The sequence below is a fragment of the Citrobacter sp. Cf072 genome (assembly GCF_030334485.1).
Taxonomy (GTDB): Bacteria; Pseudomonadota; Gammaproteobacteria; order Enterobacterales; family Enterobacteriaceae; genus Citrobacter; species Citrobacter freundii.
Genome location: NZ_JAOWDX010000044.1, coordinates 607458 through 624356 on the forward strand (window position 1 = coordinate 607458; position 16899 = coordinate 624356).

The 16899-nt window shown below is 52.3% G+C and carries 16 protein-coding genes; 14 read left to right on the top strand and 2 right to left on the bottom strand.

Annotated elements, in window-relative coordinates:
• The 10 genes from OGX66_RS11865 (at position 1) to cbdX (ending at position 9887) form a co-directional block, all read left to right on the top strand.
• Complete coding sequence (locus tag OGX66_RS11865) at positions 1-1281, top strand: NAD(P)/FAD-dependent oxidoreductase (protein ID WP_003838714.1); 1281 nt, start codon at positions 1-3, stop codon at positions 1279-1281.
• A 209-nt stretch (positions 1282-1490) separates the two neighbouring features.
• Positions 1491-2618: a hydrogenase 1 small subunit gene (gene hyaA / locus OGX66_RS11870; protein ID WP_071681424.1), complete on the top strand. Its 1128-nt coding sequence runs from the start codon at positions 1491-1493 to the stop codon at positions 2616-2618.
• On the top strand, positions 2615-4408 hold the full coding sequence (gene hyaB / locus OGX66_RS11875) for a Ni/Fe-hydrogenase large subunit (RefSeq protein ID WP_008321012.1): 1794 nt from the start codon (positions 2615-2617) through the stop codon (positions 4406-4408). The genes hyaA and hyaB overlap by 4 nt, the downstream gene beginning before the upstream one ends.
• Before the next feature lie 18 nt (positions 4409-4426).
• The gene (hyaC, locus tag OGX66_RS11880; protein WP_032948616.1) at positions 4427-5161 is read left to right on the top strand and encodes a Ni/Fe-hydrogenase b-type cytochrome subunit; all 735 of its coding nucleotides are present in this window, start codon (positions 4427-4429) and stop codon (positions 5159-5161) included.
• Positions 5158-5739 (top strand): hydrogenase 1 maturation protease, encoded by a 582-nt coding sequence (hyaD, locus tag OGX66_RS11885; protein ID WP_003847720.1) that lies wholly within the window; start codon positions 5158-5160, stop codon positions 5737-5739. Before hyaC ends, hyaD begins: the two co-directional genes overlap by 4 nt.
• A 5-nt stretch (positions 5740-5744) precedes the next feature.
• Complete coding sequence (gene hyaE, locus OGX66_RS11890) at positions 5745-6149, top strand: hydrogenase-1 operon protein HyaE (protein ID WP_003847722.1); 405 nt, start codon at positions 5745-5747, stop codon at positions 6147-6149.
• Positions 6146-7003 carry a hydrogenase expression/formation protein gene (locus tag OGX66_RS11895; protein ID WP_270921556.1) on the top strand — a complete coding sequence of 286 codons (858 nt, stop codon included), beginning with the start codon at positions 6146-6148 and terminating at the stop codon, positions 7001-7003. Before hyaE ends, OGX66_RS11895 begins: the two co-directional genes overlap by 4 nt.
• 88 nt (positions 7004-7091) lie before the next feature.
• Complete coding sequence (appC, locus tag OGX66_RS11900) at positions 7092-8636, top strand: cytochrome bd-II oxidase subunit 1 (RefSeq protein WP_008321019.1); 1545 nt, start codon at positions 7092-7094, stop codon at positions 8634-8636.
• A gap of 11 nt (positions 8637-8647) precedes the next feature.
• Complete coding sequence (gene appB / locus OGX66_RS11905) at positions 8648-9784, top strand: cytochrome d ubiquinol oxidase subunit II (RefSeq protein ID WP_003838730.1); 1137 nt, start codon at positions 8648-8650, stop codon at positions 9782-9784.
• Between the two features lie 13 nt (positions 9785-9797).
• On the top strand, positions 9798-9887 hold the full coding sequence (cbdX, locus tag OGX66_RS11910; RefSeq protein ID WP_003838732.1) for a cytochrome bd-II oxidase subunit CbdX: 90 nt from the start codon (positions 9798-9800) through the stop codon (positions 9885-9887).
• Between the two features lie 52 nt (positions 9888-9939).
• Here cbdX and OGX66_RS11915 read toward each other — a convergent pair whose 3' ends face one another.
• Positions 9940-10653, bottom strand: a complete 714-nt coding sequence (locus OGX66_RS11915; RefSeq protein ID WP_071696922.1) for a GNAT family N-acetyltransferase — start codon at positions 10651-10653, stop codon at positions 9940-9942.
• Positions 10654-10845: 192 nt separating this feature from the next.
• On the bottom strand, positions 10846-12315 hold the full coding sequence (gene pdxR / locus OGX66_RS11920; RefSeq protein WP_270921555.1) for a MocR-like pyridoxine biosynthesis transcription factor PdxR: 1470 nt from the start codon (positions 12313-12315) through the stop codon (positions 10846-10848).
• Positions 12316-12438: 123 nt separating this feature from the next.
• On the opposite strand from pdxR, the gene OGX66_RS11925 reads away from it, so the two are divergent.
• From OGX66_RS11925 to OGX66_RS11940, 4 genes are all read left to right on the top strand, one after another.
• Positions 12439-12888: a GNAT family N-acetyltransferase gene (locus OGX66_RS11925; RefSeq protein ID WP_003838738.1), complete on the top strand. Its 450-nt coding sequence runs from the start codon at positions 12439-12441 to the stop codon at positions 12886-12888.
• A 167-nt stretch (positions 12889-13055) separates the two neighbouring features.
• Positions 13056-14060 (top strand): LacI family DNA-binding transcriptional regulator, encoded by a 1005-nt coding sequence (locus tag OGX66_RS11930; RefSeq protein WP_016149641.1) that lies wholly within the window; start codon positions 13056-13058, stop codon positions 14058-14060.
• A gap of 153 nt (positions 14061-14213) precedes the next feature.
• On the top strand, positions 14214-15665 hold the full coding sequence (gene nhaC / locus OGX66_RS11935) for a Na+/H+ antiporter NhaC (protein ID WP_003838742.1): 1452 nt from the start codon (positions 14214-14216) through the stop codon (positions 15663-15665).
• Between the two features lie 12 nt (positions 15666-15677).
• Positions 15678-16859 (top strand): MalY/PatB family protein, encoded by a 1182-nt coding sequence (locus tag OGX66_RS11940; RefSeq protein ID WP_088902688.1) that lies wholly within the window; start codon positions 15678-15680, stop codon positions 16857-16859.
• The last annotated feature ends 40 nt before the right edge of the window (positions 16860-16899 follow it).

A 16899-nucleotide genomic window follows, 5' to 3' on the forward strand; every position in this document is an offset into this window, starting at 1 on the left:
ATGACTGAACATACCAGCAGTTATTACGCCGCAAGCGCCAATCAATACGAACCGTTCCCGACCCTTAGCGAATCGGTAAGCTGTGATGTTTGCGTCGTGGGCGGTGGTTATACCGGACTCTCCTCCGCCCTGCATTTATCAGAGATGGGTTACGACGTGGTGCTACTGGAATCCGCACGAATTGGCTTCGGAGCCAGCGGGCGCAACGGTGGTCAGTTGGTGAACTCCTACAGTCGCGATATCGACGTCATTGAACGCACCTACGGCCCGGACGCCGCTAAAATGCTTGGCAGTATGATGTTTGAAGGCGGCAATATCATTCGCGAACGTATCAAACGTTATCAGATCGACTGCGACTATCGTCCTGGCGGGCTGTTTGTGGCCCTGAACCACAAACAGATGGAAACGCTGGAGGAGCAGAAATCGAACTGGGAACGCTACGGCAATACGCAGCTTGAACTGTTGGATAGCAGCGAAATTCGCCGCGAAGTCAGCAGCGATCGTTATGTCGGCGCGCTACTAGACCACAGCGGTGGTCATATTCATCCGCTAAACCTGGCGATTGGCGAGGCTAACGCCATTCGTCTGAACGGCGGGCGTGTGTTCGAACAATCGCCTGTGACGCGTATTCAGCACACCACCCCGGCGGTGGTCAGCACCGAAAAAGGTCAGGTTACGGCACGTTTTGTGATTGTCGCGGGCAACGCCTACCTCGGCGACAAACTGGAACCTGCGCTGGCAAAAAGCAGCATGCCGTGCGGCACGCAGGTGTTAACCACCGAACCGCTGTCGGCGGAGATGGCGCGCTCGCTGATCCCGAAAAACTACTGTGTGGAAGATTGTAACTACCTGCTGGATTACTACCGTCTGACCGGCGATAACCGCCTGCTGTACGGCGGCGGTGTAGTCTACGGCGCTCGCGATCCGGACGATATTGAGCGTCTGGTGATGCCGAAACTGCTGAAGACCTTCCCGCAATTGCAGGGGGTAAAAATTGATTACCGCTGGACCGGTAATTTCCTGTTAACGCTGTCGCGCATGCCGCAGTTCGGCCGTCTTGATACCAACATTTACTATATGCAGGGCTACAGCGGCCACGGCGTGACTTGTACCCACCTGGCAGGACGGCTGATTTCGGAACTGCTGCGCGGGGATGCCGAGCGTTTTGACGCGTTCGCCAAACTGCCGCATTACCCGTTCCCGGGAGGCCGCAGCCTGCGCATTCCGTTTACCGCCATGGGCGCGGCCTATTACAGCTTACGCGATCGCCTTGGGGTTTAAGTTCTTCCGCGATAAACCCGACGCACAGGGCGGTCCCCCCTGTGCGTTTTTTTATTGCCGAAAAGCGAAAAACAGATAACAGGCACGAAAATATCGCAATAGGACATAACCACACACTTTGCATTGTTTCTCCCCGCTAATCGGATAGGCTTTTTTAGATTATCGCTGGCGGCGTGCGCCAGAACTCAACGGGGGAAGAAACGCGTGTTATGAATACGAATAACGAGGAGACCTTTTATCAGGCGATGCGCCGCAAGGGCGTGAGCAGACGCAGTTTTCTTAAATATTGTAGCCTCGCGGCAACATCGCTAGGGTTGGGAGCCGGAATGACGCCCAGAATCGCCTGGGCGCTGGAAAACAAACCCCGGATCCCGGTCGTCTGGATCCACGGTCTGGAATGCACCTGCTGTACCGAATCATTTATCCGCTCCTCTCACCCACTCGCCAAAGACGTCATCCTCTCTCTGATTTCCCTTGATTACGACGACACACTGATGGCCGCCGCCGGAACACAGGCCGAAGAGGTCTTTGAAGACATTCTAAGCCGCTACCACGGCCGATACATTCTGGCCGTCGAAGGTAATCCTCCGCTGGGAGAACAAGGGATGTTCTGCATTAGTGGCGGGCGACCGTTTATTGAAAAGCTTAAAAGAGCCGCCGCCGGTGCCAGCGCGATTATCGCCTGGGGCACCTGCGCCTCCTGGGGCTGCGTGCAGGCTGCCCGGCCTAACCCAACTCAGGCAACACCGATCGATAAAGTGATTACCGATAAGCCTATCGTGAAAGTGCCCGGTTGCCCGCCGATTCCAGACGTCATGAGCGCCATCATTACCTACATGGTGACCTTTGGAAGGCTGCCGGAACTCGATCGTCTGGGGCGTCCGCTGATGTTTTATGGTCAGCGTATTCATGACAAATGCTACCGCCGCGCCCACTTTGACGCCGGGGAGTTCGTTGAAAGTTGGGACGATGACGCTGCCCGCAAAGGCTATTGCCTATACAAAATGGGCTGCAAGGGGCCAACCACCTATAACGCCTGTTCCACCACCCGCTGGAATGGTGGCGTTTCCTTCCCCATCCAGTCCGGCCACGGTTGTCTGGGATGTTCGGAGAACGGCTTCTGGGATCGCGGTTCGTTCTACAGCCGCGTGGTCGATATTCCACAGATGGGAACGCATTCTACCGCTGACACCGTGGGCCTCACCGCGCTCGGCGTAGTGGCGGCTGGCGTCGGCGTCCACGCAGTCGCCAGCGCCGTCAATCAACATAACCGCCACAAACAGCAGTTAACAGAAGCCGAACAACCGCAGCCGGACAAAGAGGATAACCAGGCATGAGCAACTCGTATCAAACCCAGGGATATACGTTAAACAATGCGGGTCGCCGCCTGGTTGTGGACCCCATAACCCGCATTGAAGGCCATATGCGTTGTGAAGTGAACATTGATGAACAGAACATCATCACCAACGCGGTTTCCTGCGGCACTATGTTCCGCGGACTGGAGATCATTCTGCAGGGGCGCGACCCTCGCGATGCCTGGGCATTTGTCGAACGTATTTGCGGAGTATGCACCGGCGTACATGCCCTGGCATCGGTGTATGCCATTGAAGATGCCATTGGCATCAAGGTGCCCGACAACGCCAACATCATTCGCAATATTATGCTGGCGACGCTGTGGTGCCACGACCATCTGGTGCACTTTTACCAGTTAGCCGGAATGGATTGGATTGACGTGCTGAATGCCCTGAAAGCAGATCCGCGCGCCACATCACAGCTGGCGCAAAGCCTTTCTGCCTGGCCGAAGTCCTCCCCTGGCTACTTTTTTGACGTCCAAAATCGCCTGAAGAAATTTGTCGACGGCGGTCAATTGGGGATTTTCCGCAACGGTTATTGGGGTCATCCGCAGTACAAACTGTCGCCTGAGGCTAACCTGATGGGCTTTGCCCATTATCTGGAAGCTCTCGATTTTCAGCGTGAGATCATCAAAATCCATACGGTGTTTGGCGGTAAGAACCCGCATCCTAACTGGATTGTCGGCGGTATGCCGTGCGCGATTAATATCGATCAGCGCGGCGCGGTTGGCGCAGTCGATATGGAACGCCTGAACCTGGTGCAGTCGATCATCACCCGCACCGCTGATTTCATCAACAACGTCATGGTGCCTGACGCGCTGGCTATCGGCCAGTTCAATAAGTCCTGGAGCCAGATTGGCACCGGGCTTTCTGATAAGTGCGTCCTGAGCTACGGCGCGTTCCCGGATATCGCCAATGACTTCAGCGCGAAGAGCCTGTTGATGCCAGGCGGCGCGGTGATTAACGGTGATTTTAAAAACGTGCTGCCAGTGGATCTAGCCGATCAGCAACAAATTCAGGAGTTTGTCGATCATGCCTGGTACCGTTATCCGGACGATCAATTAGGTCGTCACCCGTTCGAAGGGATTACTGAACCCTGGTATAACCCGGGCGATGTCAAAGGCAGCGATATTGATATCAAACAGCTCAACGAACAGGAACGCTATTCGTGGATTAAAGCCCCGCGCTGGCGCGGACACGCCATGGAAGTTGGACCACTGGCGCGCACGCTGATTGCCTATCACAAAGGGGATGCCGCCACGATTGAATCCGTCGATCGCATGATGTCTGCCCTCAAGCTGCCGCTTTCGGGTATGCAGTCGACGCTGGGGCGTATTCTGTGCCGCGCGCACGAAGCCCAGTGGGCCGTGAGCAAACTGCAATATTTCTTCGACAAGCTAATGACCAACCTGAAAAACGGCAATCTGGCGACCGCAAACACCGAAAAATGGGAGCCTGAAAGCTGGCCGCAGCAGTGCCGCGGGATCGGTTTTACCGAAGCACCGCGCGGCGCGTTAGGTCACTGGGCATCGATTCGCGACGGGAAAATCGATCTCTATCAGTGTGTGGTGCCGACCACCTGGAATGCCAGTCCGCGCGATCCGAAGGGACAAATTGGCGCTTACGAGGCGGCGCTGATGGGCACCCAAATGGCGATACCGGATCAACCGCTGGAGATCCTGCGCACCTTGCACAGCTTCGATCCCTGCCTGGCATGTTCAACCCACGTACTCGGCGACGACGGCAGCGAACTTATCGCCGTCCAGGTTCGCTAAGCGTTAAGGAACGGAACGATGACTGGAAAAACATCCCCACGCGTCGGGGAGGCGCGTGATACCGCTATCAGCCACTATGTGTTTGAAGCGCCTGTGCGCTTGTGGCACTGGCTGACGGTCGGCTGCATGTTGGTGTTGATGGTGACCGGATACTTCATTGGCCGACCGCTGCCGTCGGTCAGCGGTGAGGCCACTTATCTGTTCTATATGGGCGACATCCGGTTGGTGCATTTCTCCGCCGCCATGGTGTTCACGGTGATCCTGCTGATGCGCATTTACTGGGCCTTCGTCGGTAACCGCTATTCACGAGAACTTTTTATCGTGCCGGTCTGGCGGCGCAGCTGGTGGCGAGGCGCGTTTTCGGTCGTGCGCTGGTATCTGTTTCTGGAAAAAAAACCGGGAGATGATATCGGTCATAACCCCATCGCGCAGGCGGCGATGTGCGGTTATTTCCTGCTCTCCGTTTTTATGATCCTCACCGGTTTTGCCTTATACAGCGAACATAGCCAGTACGCCATTTTTACCCCTTTCCGCTATGTGACGGAGTTTTTCTACTGGACCGGTGGGAACTCTCTCGATATCCACAGCTGGCATCGGTTGGGGATGTGGTTCATCGCCGCCTTCATCGTAGGCCATGTGTATATGGCGATTCGTGAGGACATCATGTCTGACGATACCGTCATCTCCACCATGGTCAATGGCTACCGCAGCCACAAATTTCCCAAAGGTCAGCACGACAAGGAGGCGTCATGAGCGAACCACACGTCATCGTGATGGGTTTAGGCAACCTGCTGTGGGCAGACGAAGGCTTTGGTATTCGCGTCGCCGAACGCCTGTACTCCCATTATCACTGGCCGGAATACGTTGAGATCGTCGACGGCGGCACGCAGGGGCTGAATCTGCTGGGCTACGTTGAGCAGGCCAGTCATCTGCTGCTGCTGGACGCCATCGACTACGGTCTCGCGCCGGGCACCCTGCAAACCTACGCCGGTGAAAAAGTCCCCAGTTACCTCAGCGCCAAAAAAATGAGTCTGCATCAGAACAGTTTCTCCGAAGTGCTGGCGCTGGCGGACATTCGCGGCCATCTGCCCCCGCACATCGCCCTTGTAGGACTTCAACCGGTACAGCTGGACGACTATGGCGGCAGCCTGACCGACATCGCGCGTGCTCAGCTTCCGGCGGCGGAGCAGGCTGCACTTACGCAACTGGCTGCGTGGGGGATTGTGCCACAGACCAACGATGAAACGCGTTGCCTGAACTATGAATGCCTGTCGATGGAAAACTATGAAGGCGTGCATATTCGCCAGTATCGCGTAACGCTGGAGAGATAAGCAACATGTTGAATGACAATCCTTTTCCTGCTCTATGGCAACGTATGCTGGCCAGGGGCTGGCAGCCGCTAACCGCGCCCGAACTGGATGACTGGATAACCCACGTTCGCGACGGTGTGGTGTTACTCAGTAGCGATCCCCGCCGTACACCGGAAGTCAGCGATAATCCAGTGATGATTGCCGAGTTGCTCCGCGAGTTTCCCCAGTTTGACTGGCACATCGCCATGGCGGATCTCGAGCATAGCGAGGCGATTGGCGATCGTTTTGGCGTATTCCGCTTCCCGGCTACCCTGGTATTTACCCAAGGTGAGCTGCGCGGCATTCTCAGCGGCATCCACCCGTGGGCCGATCTGCTCAACCTGATGCGCCCCTTAGTTGAACCACGCACGCCGCCGGAGTCTGAACGATGAGCGACACTTTTTTTCATCTGCTGGGGCCGGGAACGCAGCCGGACGATGACAGCTTCAGCATGAATCCTTTGCCCCTCATTTGCCAGGTCAACAGCGACCCCAGCATGGCATCACTGGAAAACTGTCCGCACAGTCCGGCGGTGATGGCATTGTTAGCCGATGTGCGCCAGCAGCTCAGGAGGCGCATACCCGCCAAACAGGACGTGCTGGGATGGGATTTATCCGCGCTCAACGCAGACGATCTCACGTTTTTGAATACGCTGCTCGGCGAAGGCGAAGTTTCAGTGCGCATCCAGCATGCTGACGGCAGAGCGTGCGAGATCCAGGAGTCGATTTTCTGCGGCATCTGGCGGGTGCGTTGTCAGAATGACAAGGGACAGTGGGAGGAGCATCTGGAAGCAGGCAGCGCGCCGCGTGCACTGTGGCTGGCGGCAACGTTCAGTACACTGCCGGACGACAGCCTGTTGCCCCCGCCGGTGGACGGGCTAATGAATGGCCTGACGCTGGCTCAGGAACTGCTGGCGCACGTGCGCGATCCGGTCTTGCAACCCCATAGCATTAACCTCACCCAACTGCCGATTAGCGATGCGGATCGCCTGTTTCTTGCTCGGTTATGTGGCGAAGGACACATCCAGATCCGCACTATCGGCTACGGCGAGAGCCAAATCGACGCCACGGCGCTGCGCCATGTCTGGCATGTGCGCTGTCTGGATACCCTGAAAGGGCTTCTGCTCGAAAGTTATGAGATCTGTCCATTACCGGAACTGGTGCAGGCTGCGCCAGAAGATCTTCGCGACTCGCTCCAGCGTCTGGATGAAGTCTGCGGCTGGCTGGCATCCGGTCCACCGGCCTGACCCTCTCTCCCGGCCCGCATGCTTTTATGCTGCGGGTCTGGCGTTTTCTTCCTTATCTATTCACTCTCTAATGCCTGATGGAGTTCGCATGTGGGACGTCATTGACTTATCGCGTTGGCAGTTTGCGCTGACCGCGCTGTACCATTTTCTGTTTGTTCCCCTGACGCTGGGGCTAATTTTTATGCTGGCCATCATGGAAACCATTTATGTGGTGACGGGCAAAACAGTCTACCGCGACATGACGCGTTTCTGGGGCAAGTTATTCGGGATTAACTTTGCGCTCGGCGTGGCAACCGGCCTGACCATGGAGTTTCAGTTCGGTACTAACTGGTCGCTCTATTCTAACTATGTGGGCGATATTTTTGGCGCGCCTCTGGCAATGGAAGCCCTGCTGGCCTTCTTCCTCGAATCCACGTTTGTTGGTCTGTTCTTCTTCGGCTGGCAGCGCTTAACCAAATACCAACACCTGATGGTCACCTGGCTGGTCGCGTTTGGTTCCAATATCTCGGCCCTGTGGATCCTCAACGCCAACGGCTGGATGCAATATCCAACCGGCGCTCACTTTAATATTGATACCCTGCGTATGGAGATGAGCAGCTTTAGCGAGCTGGTCTTTAACCCCATCAGCCAGGTGAAATTTGTGCATACCGTGATGTCCGGTTATGTCACCGGCGCCATGTTTGTGATGTCCATCAGCGCCTGGTATTTGCTGCGCGGTCGCAATCGCGAGTTCGCCCGGCGTTCCTTCGCGGTGGGTTCCGTTTTTGGCACGCTGGCTATCCTCGGCACTCTACAACTGGGTGATAGCTCAGCCTATGAGGTTGCCCAACGCCAGCCGGTAAAACTGGCGGCAATGGAAGGCGAATGGCAAACCGAACCGGCACCCGCACCCTTTCATGTCATCGCCTGGCCGCAGCAGGAGCAAGAACGTAACGCCTTTGCTGTGAAGATACCGGCTCTGCTGGGCATCCTGGCCACGCACTCTTTAGACACGCCGGTTCCGGGGCTGAAAAATCTGATGGAGGATGCTCTTCCCCGCCTGCAACGAGGTCGGGAAGCGTGGCTGCTGATGCAGGAAATCGCCAAAGGTAACCGCACGCCTCAGGTGCTGAACGCTTTTCACGCTGTGGAGAAAGATCTGGGTTACGGCATCCTGCTGGCGAACTACGCGCCTGATATGAACCATGTCACTCCGGAGCAATATCAGGCCGCGCAACGCGGTGCAATCCCGCAAGTAGCACCGGTATTCTGGAGTTTTCGCATCATGATTGCATGCGGTTCACTTCTGCTGCTGGTGATGGCGATTGCTCTGATACAGACCTTACGCTGGCGTATCGACCAGCATCGCTGGGTACTGCACATGACACTGTGGAGCTTGCCGCTACCGTGGATTGCCATTGAAGCGGGCTGGTTTATGACGGAGTTTGGCCGCCAGCCGTGGGCGATTCAGGATATTTTGCCGACCTGGTACGCCCACTCCGCGTTAAGCGCAGGCCAACTGGCCTTCTCCATGGGGCTAATTCTCACGCTTTACACCTTGTTTTTAATTGCCGAAGTCTACCTGATGCAGAAATACGCGCGCCTTGGCCCGGATGCAATGCATAACCAACAACCAGCGCAACAACAGGGATAAAGGAGATAATCATGTTGGATTATGAAACGTTGCGGCTCATCTGGTGGCTGCTGATTGGCATCATCCTAGTGGCATTTATGGTCACCGACGGGTTTGATATGGGGGTTGGCTGCCTGTTGCCGCTGATCGCGCGTAACGATGATGAGCGTCGGGTACTAATCAATAGCGTCGGAGCGCACTGGGAAGGTAACCAGGTGTGGCTCATTCTGGCGGGCGGTGCATTATTCGCGGCCTGGCCGCGGGTCTATGCCGCGGCATTTTCAGGGTTTTATGTGGCGATGATTCTGGTGCTGTGCGCCCTTTTCTTTCGCCCGTTGGCCTTTGATTATCGTGGAAAAATAGCCAATGCACGCTGGCGCGCCATGTGGGACACCGGGTTGGTGATTGGCAGTCTGGTCCCTCCAGTTATCTTCGGCGTCGCGTTCGGCAACCTTTTTTTGGGCGTGCCTTTTATCTTCACTCCACAGCTTCATGTGCAATACCTGGGCACCTTCTGGCAGTTACTCTCACCCTTTGCCCTGCTGTGCGGCGCATTAAGCCTGATGCTGGTTATTCTGCAAGGGGGCGTGTGGCTCCAGTTGAAGACCGACGGCATTCTTCACCAACGTGCGCTGTCTGCTACCCGCCGCAGCGCGATGCTGGTCGTGCTCTGCTTTCTGTTAGCCGGTTACTGGCTATGGACGGGGATCGATGGCTATGTGTTGCTAAGCCAGGATCCTAATGGTCCTTCCAACCCGCTATTAAAAGCAGTAACTACCTCGCCGGGCGCGTGGATGGCGCACTTTTATCAGTCACCACTGCTGTTAATTATTCCGCTGCTTGGCATGATTTTCCCGATGCTCGCGATCTATGCCTGCGGACAACGTCGGGCCGTATGGGGATTTTTGTTTGCTTCACTGGGCCAGGCCTGCGTGATCTTCACCGCTGGAATCACCCTGTTTCCGTTTGTGATGCCTTCAAGCGCGTATCCGCTCTCCAGCCTGACGGTGTGGGACAGCACCTCCAGCCAGATGACACTCAGTATCATGCTGGTTATTGTGCTGATTTTTCTACCGATCGTTCTGCTTTATACCGTGTGGAGTTATTACAAAATGCTCGGGCGCATCAATGTAGAAACGATCCGCCGCCACAACCACGAACTTTATTAAGGAGGACTGTACGATGTGGTATCTGTTTTGGTTTGTCGGCATTCTGCTGATGTGCGGACTCTCCACGCTGGCGCTGGTCTGGCTTGAGTCGCGGCAGAGATAATTCTACACGGGCGCTACGCTTTCTGGCTCCCCGGTTTATTCGGGGAGCTTTTTTATCCCCTTTCCATCAGCTCGCCAAGACGCCTAATCTGCCGTCCTTGATTATCGAAATTACGCTCATCGAGCCACATATCGTAGGCCGGTCGAAGTGACGGATACTCACCGTCAATGATTGAGTACCATGCGGTATCTCGATTACGCCCCCGCGTGACGACAGCCTGACGAAATATGCCTTCAAAACTGAAGCCAAAGCGCTCCGCCGCCCCACGGGAAGGAGCATTGAGAGCATCGCATTTCCATTCAAAACGGCGATAGCCCAGATCCTCAAAAACGTACTTTAAAAGCAATGAGATGACTTCTGTTGAGATTCGCGAACGTTTCATGCGTACGGAGTAGGAAACATGGCCAACTTCGATCACGCCATTTGAGGGATCAATCCGCATCAGTGCAAACGTACCAACAGGTTTCATACTGGTTAAATCGATCACAGCAAAATGCATCGGATCGGTCTGTTCTTCCATCTTTTTTACATAATCCAGGAAGGTATCGAAGGTCTCAAAAGGCCCGACCGCGAGATATGTCCAGTCACGACAATCGCTTGCTTCGCTGTACGCTTCATACAACTCTTTTGCATGGCGTTCGGCGTTAATACGTTCAAGCTTACAATAGCGACCTGTAATTTGCTGAGCCTGTGGAAAGGGAGCGCCTTTCCAGTCAGACAAAGTCATACCAACGGGTTGATGAAATTGATTAAAGATGCCCGACATATCCATACCTCTTACAAAACAGGGCTAAACCAGCGCAGAGTATGATCAAACTGGACAGTCCAAAAGAACCACAATGCGTGTTTTTAACAGATCCACACTATTTAATTGTACAAAAAACAGGCACAACATTTTTACACGTAGCAAAAGAAACGTATTTACTGCATTAATGCTAAGAGCTGAATAAATTATAAGTTAAATAACCTGAGCCAGACGGCGAATCCCATCAACAATTGCCTCTACCGGATGATTTGCAAAACCAATCAAAATCCCCTGTCGTGAGACATCGCTCTGGTAATAACGACTTAGTGATAGTATTCCCATCCCTAGTAATCTGGCTTTCTCTTCAACTTCACTCCCAGTCATCCCATTTTGCAACCAACATACGATATGAACGCCTGAGTCTGAAGGTTGAATAATCATTTTATCAGCAAGATAGCATTGAATAGCATTGACCAACGCAGTTCTTCTTTCATAGCATGCTTTGCGAATTCGACGCACATGACTGGCATAGTGCCCCTCCTCAATAAAATTTGCCATCACTGCTTGTTCAAGATAACTGGTACCGAGATCGGAATAATATTTGGTCACCATAATCTGTTCTTGTAAATCCGGCGGAACAACTAAAAAACCTAAACGGAATTCCGGGTACATCATTTTAGAAAATGTTCCGGCATAGATTACGCGTTGATTCTGATCTAATCCTTGCAGAGCTTGTAAAGAACGGTCGGCATAACGGAACTCACTATTATAATCATCTTCAAATATCCATGCCTGATTCGACTTCGCCCATTCCAGCAACTCAAAACGCCGGGATAAACTCAACGTTCCACTTAATGGATATTGATCCGACGGGACGACATAGGCCAGCTTAGCGTCAGGAAAATGATCAATACCATAGCGGACGTTCATTCCTTCGCTATCTACCGGTACCGGCCTCACCATAGCACCAACAGACATGAAGGTTCCGCGGGCGCCTTTGTAACCCGGGTCGTCCAGCCAAACTTCATTTCCTGCCGACAGCAATGCTCGTGCAGTAATGTTCAATGCCTGCTGAATACCATTTACGATGATTATTTGATCTTCGTTACAGTTCACTCCACGCGTTGTTTTAATGTAGCGGCAAACCGCTTTTCTCAAAGGAAGGTACCCGCAAGGATGAGTGTGAGCTCCCAGTTGATGCCGGGATTGTCTCCAGACTCGTTGCAGTAGCTTTCCCCATAACCCATGCGGGAAGAGATCCGTACACCCGACACCAACCGCAAATAGACGGTTCATGCCGCGCCCTTCATACTCATTTGACCATAAATCGCGAGCAGGATTATTTCGGCTGTGAACCTGCTCATCAGGCGATACGACGTCCACCAACGCCATCTCTGGATAGCTATTGCTGATACTCCGATCCGGAATATGATGTGAGACATACGTTCCAGACCCTTTACGAGTCAGGATATACCCTTCATCTAATAGCCGGTCATAACCGGCGATCGCTGAGTTTCGTGAAATTGACATCATTTCGGACAACGCCCTGGTTGACGGCATTTTTGTTCCTGGCGGCAATCGCCCTTCGAGGATGTGATCGCGGAGGATGTGGTAAACCTGCTCCTTAACCGCACCTTTTCCTAAAACAAATCCTTGAAATAAAGGCGCATTGTTTTTCTTCATTGTATTAACCTTTATACTAAAGTGGATCCTATCAATATATCGAAAGTGTCTCTTTACGAGAGTTTATAAAATTCTTAGTATCATCATACTAACACATTACTCGTATAAAATATCAGGATATATATGATTAACATGAATGCCGTTACTATTGAAAGTGCAGAACAAAAAGACTACGCCAGCTGGCTTCCTTTATGGATAAACTATCAAACATTTTACCGCACTATAATTTCAGATGAAGTAACAAAATTAACGTGGGAGCGTTTCTTTACCCCGAGCGAACCTGTTTATTGTGCTGTTGCAAAATATGATGGGAAAATAGTGGGGCTGGTTCATTATCTCTTTCACCGCTCAACCTGGGCAGAATCAAACTATTGCTATCTCGAAGATTTATTTGTTAGCGAAGATGTACGCGGCCAACACATCGGTAAACAACTTATCGAATATGTCCAACAACAAGCCAAAAAACATCACGCGTCAAGATTATACTGGCATACGCATGAAACCAATCTCCGTGGGCAACGTCTGTATGACTGGGTGGCCAAAAAGAGCGGGATGATCGAATATCGTATGTAAGTATAATAATACTCAGGATAGTATTGAATAATTAAATACTAAAAATAAGCCTCTGAGTAGATATACTCAGAGGATGTATCGGTGACAAATCCTCCCAACCTGAATAAGATAAGGAAAAAAACCAGCGATAAGCAAATTCTTAAGTATTAAAAAGGTAAAGAGCCAGCATGGCAACGATAAAAGATGTTGCAGAGTCAGCGGGAGTGTCCACCGCAACAGTTTCACGTGTTATTAATCAAACCGCATGGGTTGAACCCGTGACGCGTGAGCGTGTTGAAAAAGCCATGCGCGAACTGAACTATCATCGCAATGCTGCCGCTATTGCATTAGCGAAACGCAGCGGTGACATGCTCGGGTTATTGACCGGCAATCTTGCCGATCCCTTTTTTGCCAGGCTTGCACGAGGCGTGGAAGAAGTATCACGCCAGCAGCAGTTTCGGCTGATGGTATGCAGCGGCGGTCACGATGAAGGAATGGAGAAATCAGGACTCGATTTCCTGATAAACCAGGGCTGCGAAGCTATTGTGGTCCATGCCAGTAGACTGTCTGAAAAGGAACTGTTGCGATATGCCGCTCATTTTCCTGCCATGGTGGTCGTAAATCGCTATATTGCCGGGATGGCCAATCGCTGCGTGTGGCTGGAAAATAGTCAAGCAGCTAAAACAGCCACGCTACATCTCCTGGAGCAAGGACACCGTTGTATTGCCTGCGTGACAAGTGACTTACCGATTATCGATCGCCGTGAGCGGCTGGAAGGTTATCGCCAGGCGCTGGCTGAATATGGTATTACGCCAGATAAAAATTGGGTGATTAGCGTACCCTTTAATGAAGAAGGTGGCGAACGCGCTGCACATCAGCTGCTTAATTGCGGCATTCCTTTCACCGCAGCGGTGACATTTAATGATGTGATGGCCGCCGGGATTATGCGCATCCTCCATCAGCAGGGAATTACACTTCCGCAACAGCTTTCGATCGTTGGATTTGATGATGTGGTGATGGCCCGCTATCTCTACCCTGCACTCACAACAATGCATTATCCCGTTGAGCGCATGGCTCGCTGCGCTTCGCAGCTGGCGATACAGCTTTTTAAGGGCGCAACTCAGCGTCCCAGCGTGAATAGTTTCACTGCAGAGCTGGTGATCCGCGATTCTGTTCTTCCCCCCTCTCTCTGAAATCAATGCGTAAATCGTCAAGCCCCTGAGTTGTGATCAACTTCAAATTTAGCGCCCTCATGTAATCGCTTACATGAGGGCCAATGAACGATCACAGTCAGACAAAAGAGTGTTCTCTACTCTTGAGCGACCTTACAGACTGGAGATTCATGAATGAATGCCTCTCAAAATCAGAAAAAAGCACTCTCATTTGGACTGGCAGTGATCCCTATTTTAGCCATGCTACTGCTGTTAATTATTGGCTACGGCATCATGGGGCTACGTATTGAGCCTTTATTGCTTTGTTCTGCTGCAGTCGCCGCTGGCATGGCCTGGTGGCAAGGGTATTGCTGGGAAGACATCATTAATTCGGTGGTGGATAAACTCGCCAAAGCAATGCCGGTTATCATGATTCTTATCTGTGTTGGCGGCCTGATTGGTACATGGATGTTCAGCGGCACCATCCCTTACATGGTGTACTGGGGACTTAAACTCATCAGCCCCGAATACATTCTCATCGCCGCGTTCTTTTTGACCAGCGTCGTATCGGTGTGTACCGGAACCTCCTGGGGTTCCGCCGGAACGGTTGGCGTAGCGCTGATGGGGGTTGCCGCCGGACTGGATGTCTCATTGGCAGCAGCGGCAGGTGCCGTTGTTTCTGGCGCTTACTTCGGTGACAAGATATCGCCGCTGTCAGACTCCACCAACTTTGCGGCCATTGTCGCAGATACCACCCTTTTCGAGCATATCCAGCACTTATTGTGGACCACTATTCCCAGCTTTCTGCTTGCCGCCGTGGTTTATCTTATTGCGGGCCACAGCAATATGCTCGGCGAGGTCGCCACACCGCAACGGGTTACAGATATTGTCAACGCTCTGGAGTCGCTATACCACTTCAATATCATTCTGATTTTGCCGCCGGTTATTGTGTTGTGGGGCGCGATTCGTAAAAAGCCGGTCATTCCTTTAATGCTGAGCGCATGCGTATTAGCCCTGATTCTGGGCGTTGTCATGCAAGGACTCAGCATCAAGCAGGGGCTGGATGCCTTTATAGATGGGTTCAACATTACTATGTTCCCGCAAGGGAGTGAGGGCATTATTGCTGATGTTCCGCGCCTGCTGAACCGTGGCGGAATGTTCTCAATGATGAGCACTATTCTTCTGGTATTTTGCGCATTTTCTTTTGCCGGTGCCTTAACGTTAACGGGCGCACTCAACATTATCATTAACCGCTTACTGACGGTCATTCACAGCGTCGGTCAGTTAATTGCGGCAACCATTGGTACCACCCTTCTTGTTACCGGAGCGACAAGCGACGGCAAGCTGGCTCTTCTGGTTCCAGCTGAATTATTTAAAGACGCATACCGCCGCATGGGACTGGATACCAAAAATCTGTCCCGCACAATTGAAGACGCTGGCACCGTCATTGAGCCGTTGTTGCCATGGACCGCCGCCGGAGTTTATATGGCCACAACATTAGGAGTGAGCACACTGGATTTATTGCCATGGGCGATTCAGTGCTATGCCGCAATCTTCTTCGCCTTGATTTACGGCTTCACGGGAATCGGTATTGCGAAGGCGCCATCAGTGACAGAAACAGAAAAAAATATTACGGCAACAGAATAGGGAGAGCATGTAATGGATTTTAATAAGATTATCGATCGCCACGATACAGCCTCGCTGAAATGGGACTTTATGGCGCGATATTTCGGCGAGGATACACATCAACTGTTGCCAATGTGGGTGTCTGATTTTGACTTCACTTGCCCGCCCGCTGTTCAGGAGGCTTTAACTCACCGCGTCGGGCACGGTATTTTTGGTTACAGCGAACGGCCACAAAGCTACTTTGATTCATTAATCTCATGGCTCTCAACCCGGCATCAGCTGGAAATCAAGCAAGAGTGGATCTGCAGTATTGAAGGTGTTGTTCCGGGATTATCGCTACTCGTACAAATGCTGAGCCAACCCGGTGAAGGCGTAGTCGTTCAGGGGCCTTATTATGGCTCATTCGCTAAAATTATCTCTTTGAACGGCAGACAGTTGCTGGAAAATCCGTTGTATGAGGACCCGGCTACCGGTTATCAAATGGATTTTGCTCACCTGGAAATGTTATTCCGGACTGAACGTCCACCGTTGATGATTTTATGTAATCCGCATAACCCAACCGGCCGTTGTTGGTCTGTACAGGAGCTGGAACAGCTACTTACGCTGTGCGAAACCTATGATGTGACGTTGCTGTCTGATGAAATATGGGCAGATTTATTGCTTCCTGGAGAACAATTTACTTCAGTTCTGCATCTGGGAGAACGCTGGCATTCGCGTGTAATTTCAGCCACTTCAGCCAGTAAAACGTTTGGTTTGTCGACATTGCGTATTGCTAATTTTCTGATACCGGCACCGGCATTGCGTGAACACTTTTTACGCCGTCTGGATGCACATGGGCTGGATGTATTCAATGCGCTATCCGTCGAAGCGAGTACGGCAGCATGGCAACATGGTGCACCATGGTTAGACGAGTTACTTAGCTATCTGGCTGAAAATCGACGCTGGTTTATTCAACAAATTGATGAACATCTCCCGTGGGCTCGGGTTGTTCCTTCCCAGGCAACTTATCTACTGTGGATAGATTGCAAAGCGCTTGGACTGGATGATGAGCAGCTCAAATGGGTAATGCTTGATGTTGCCGGTATTGCGCCTTCAATGGGAAATAGCTTTGGTCTTGCTGGAAAAGGTTTTATCCGCCTGAACATGGGATGTCCACGCGCCTACCTCGAAAAAGCGGTAGAGGGGTTGAAGCGTATTGCATTTACATCTTGCTAAATCTGCTCAGTAAACGAATCGGCCCTGGCGCAGGGCCGCT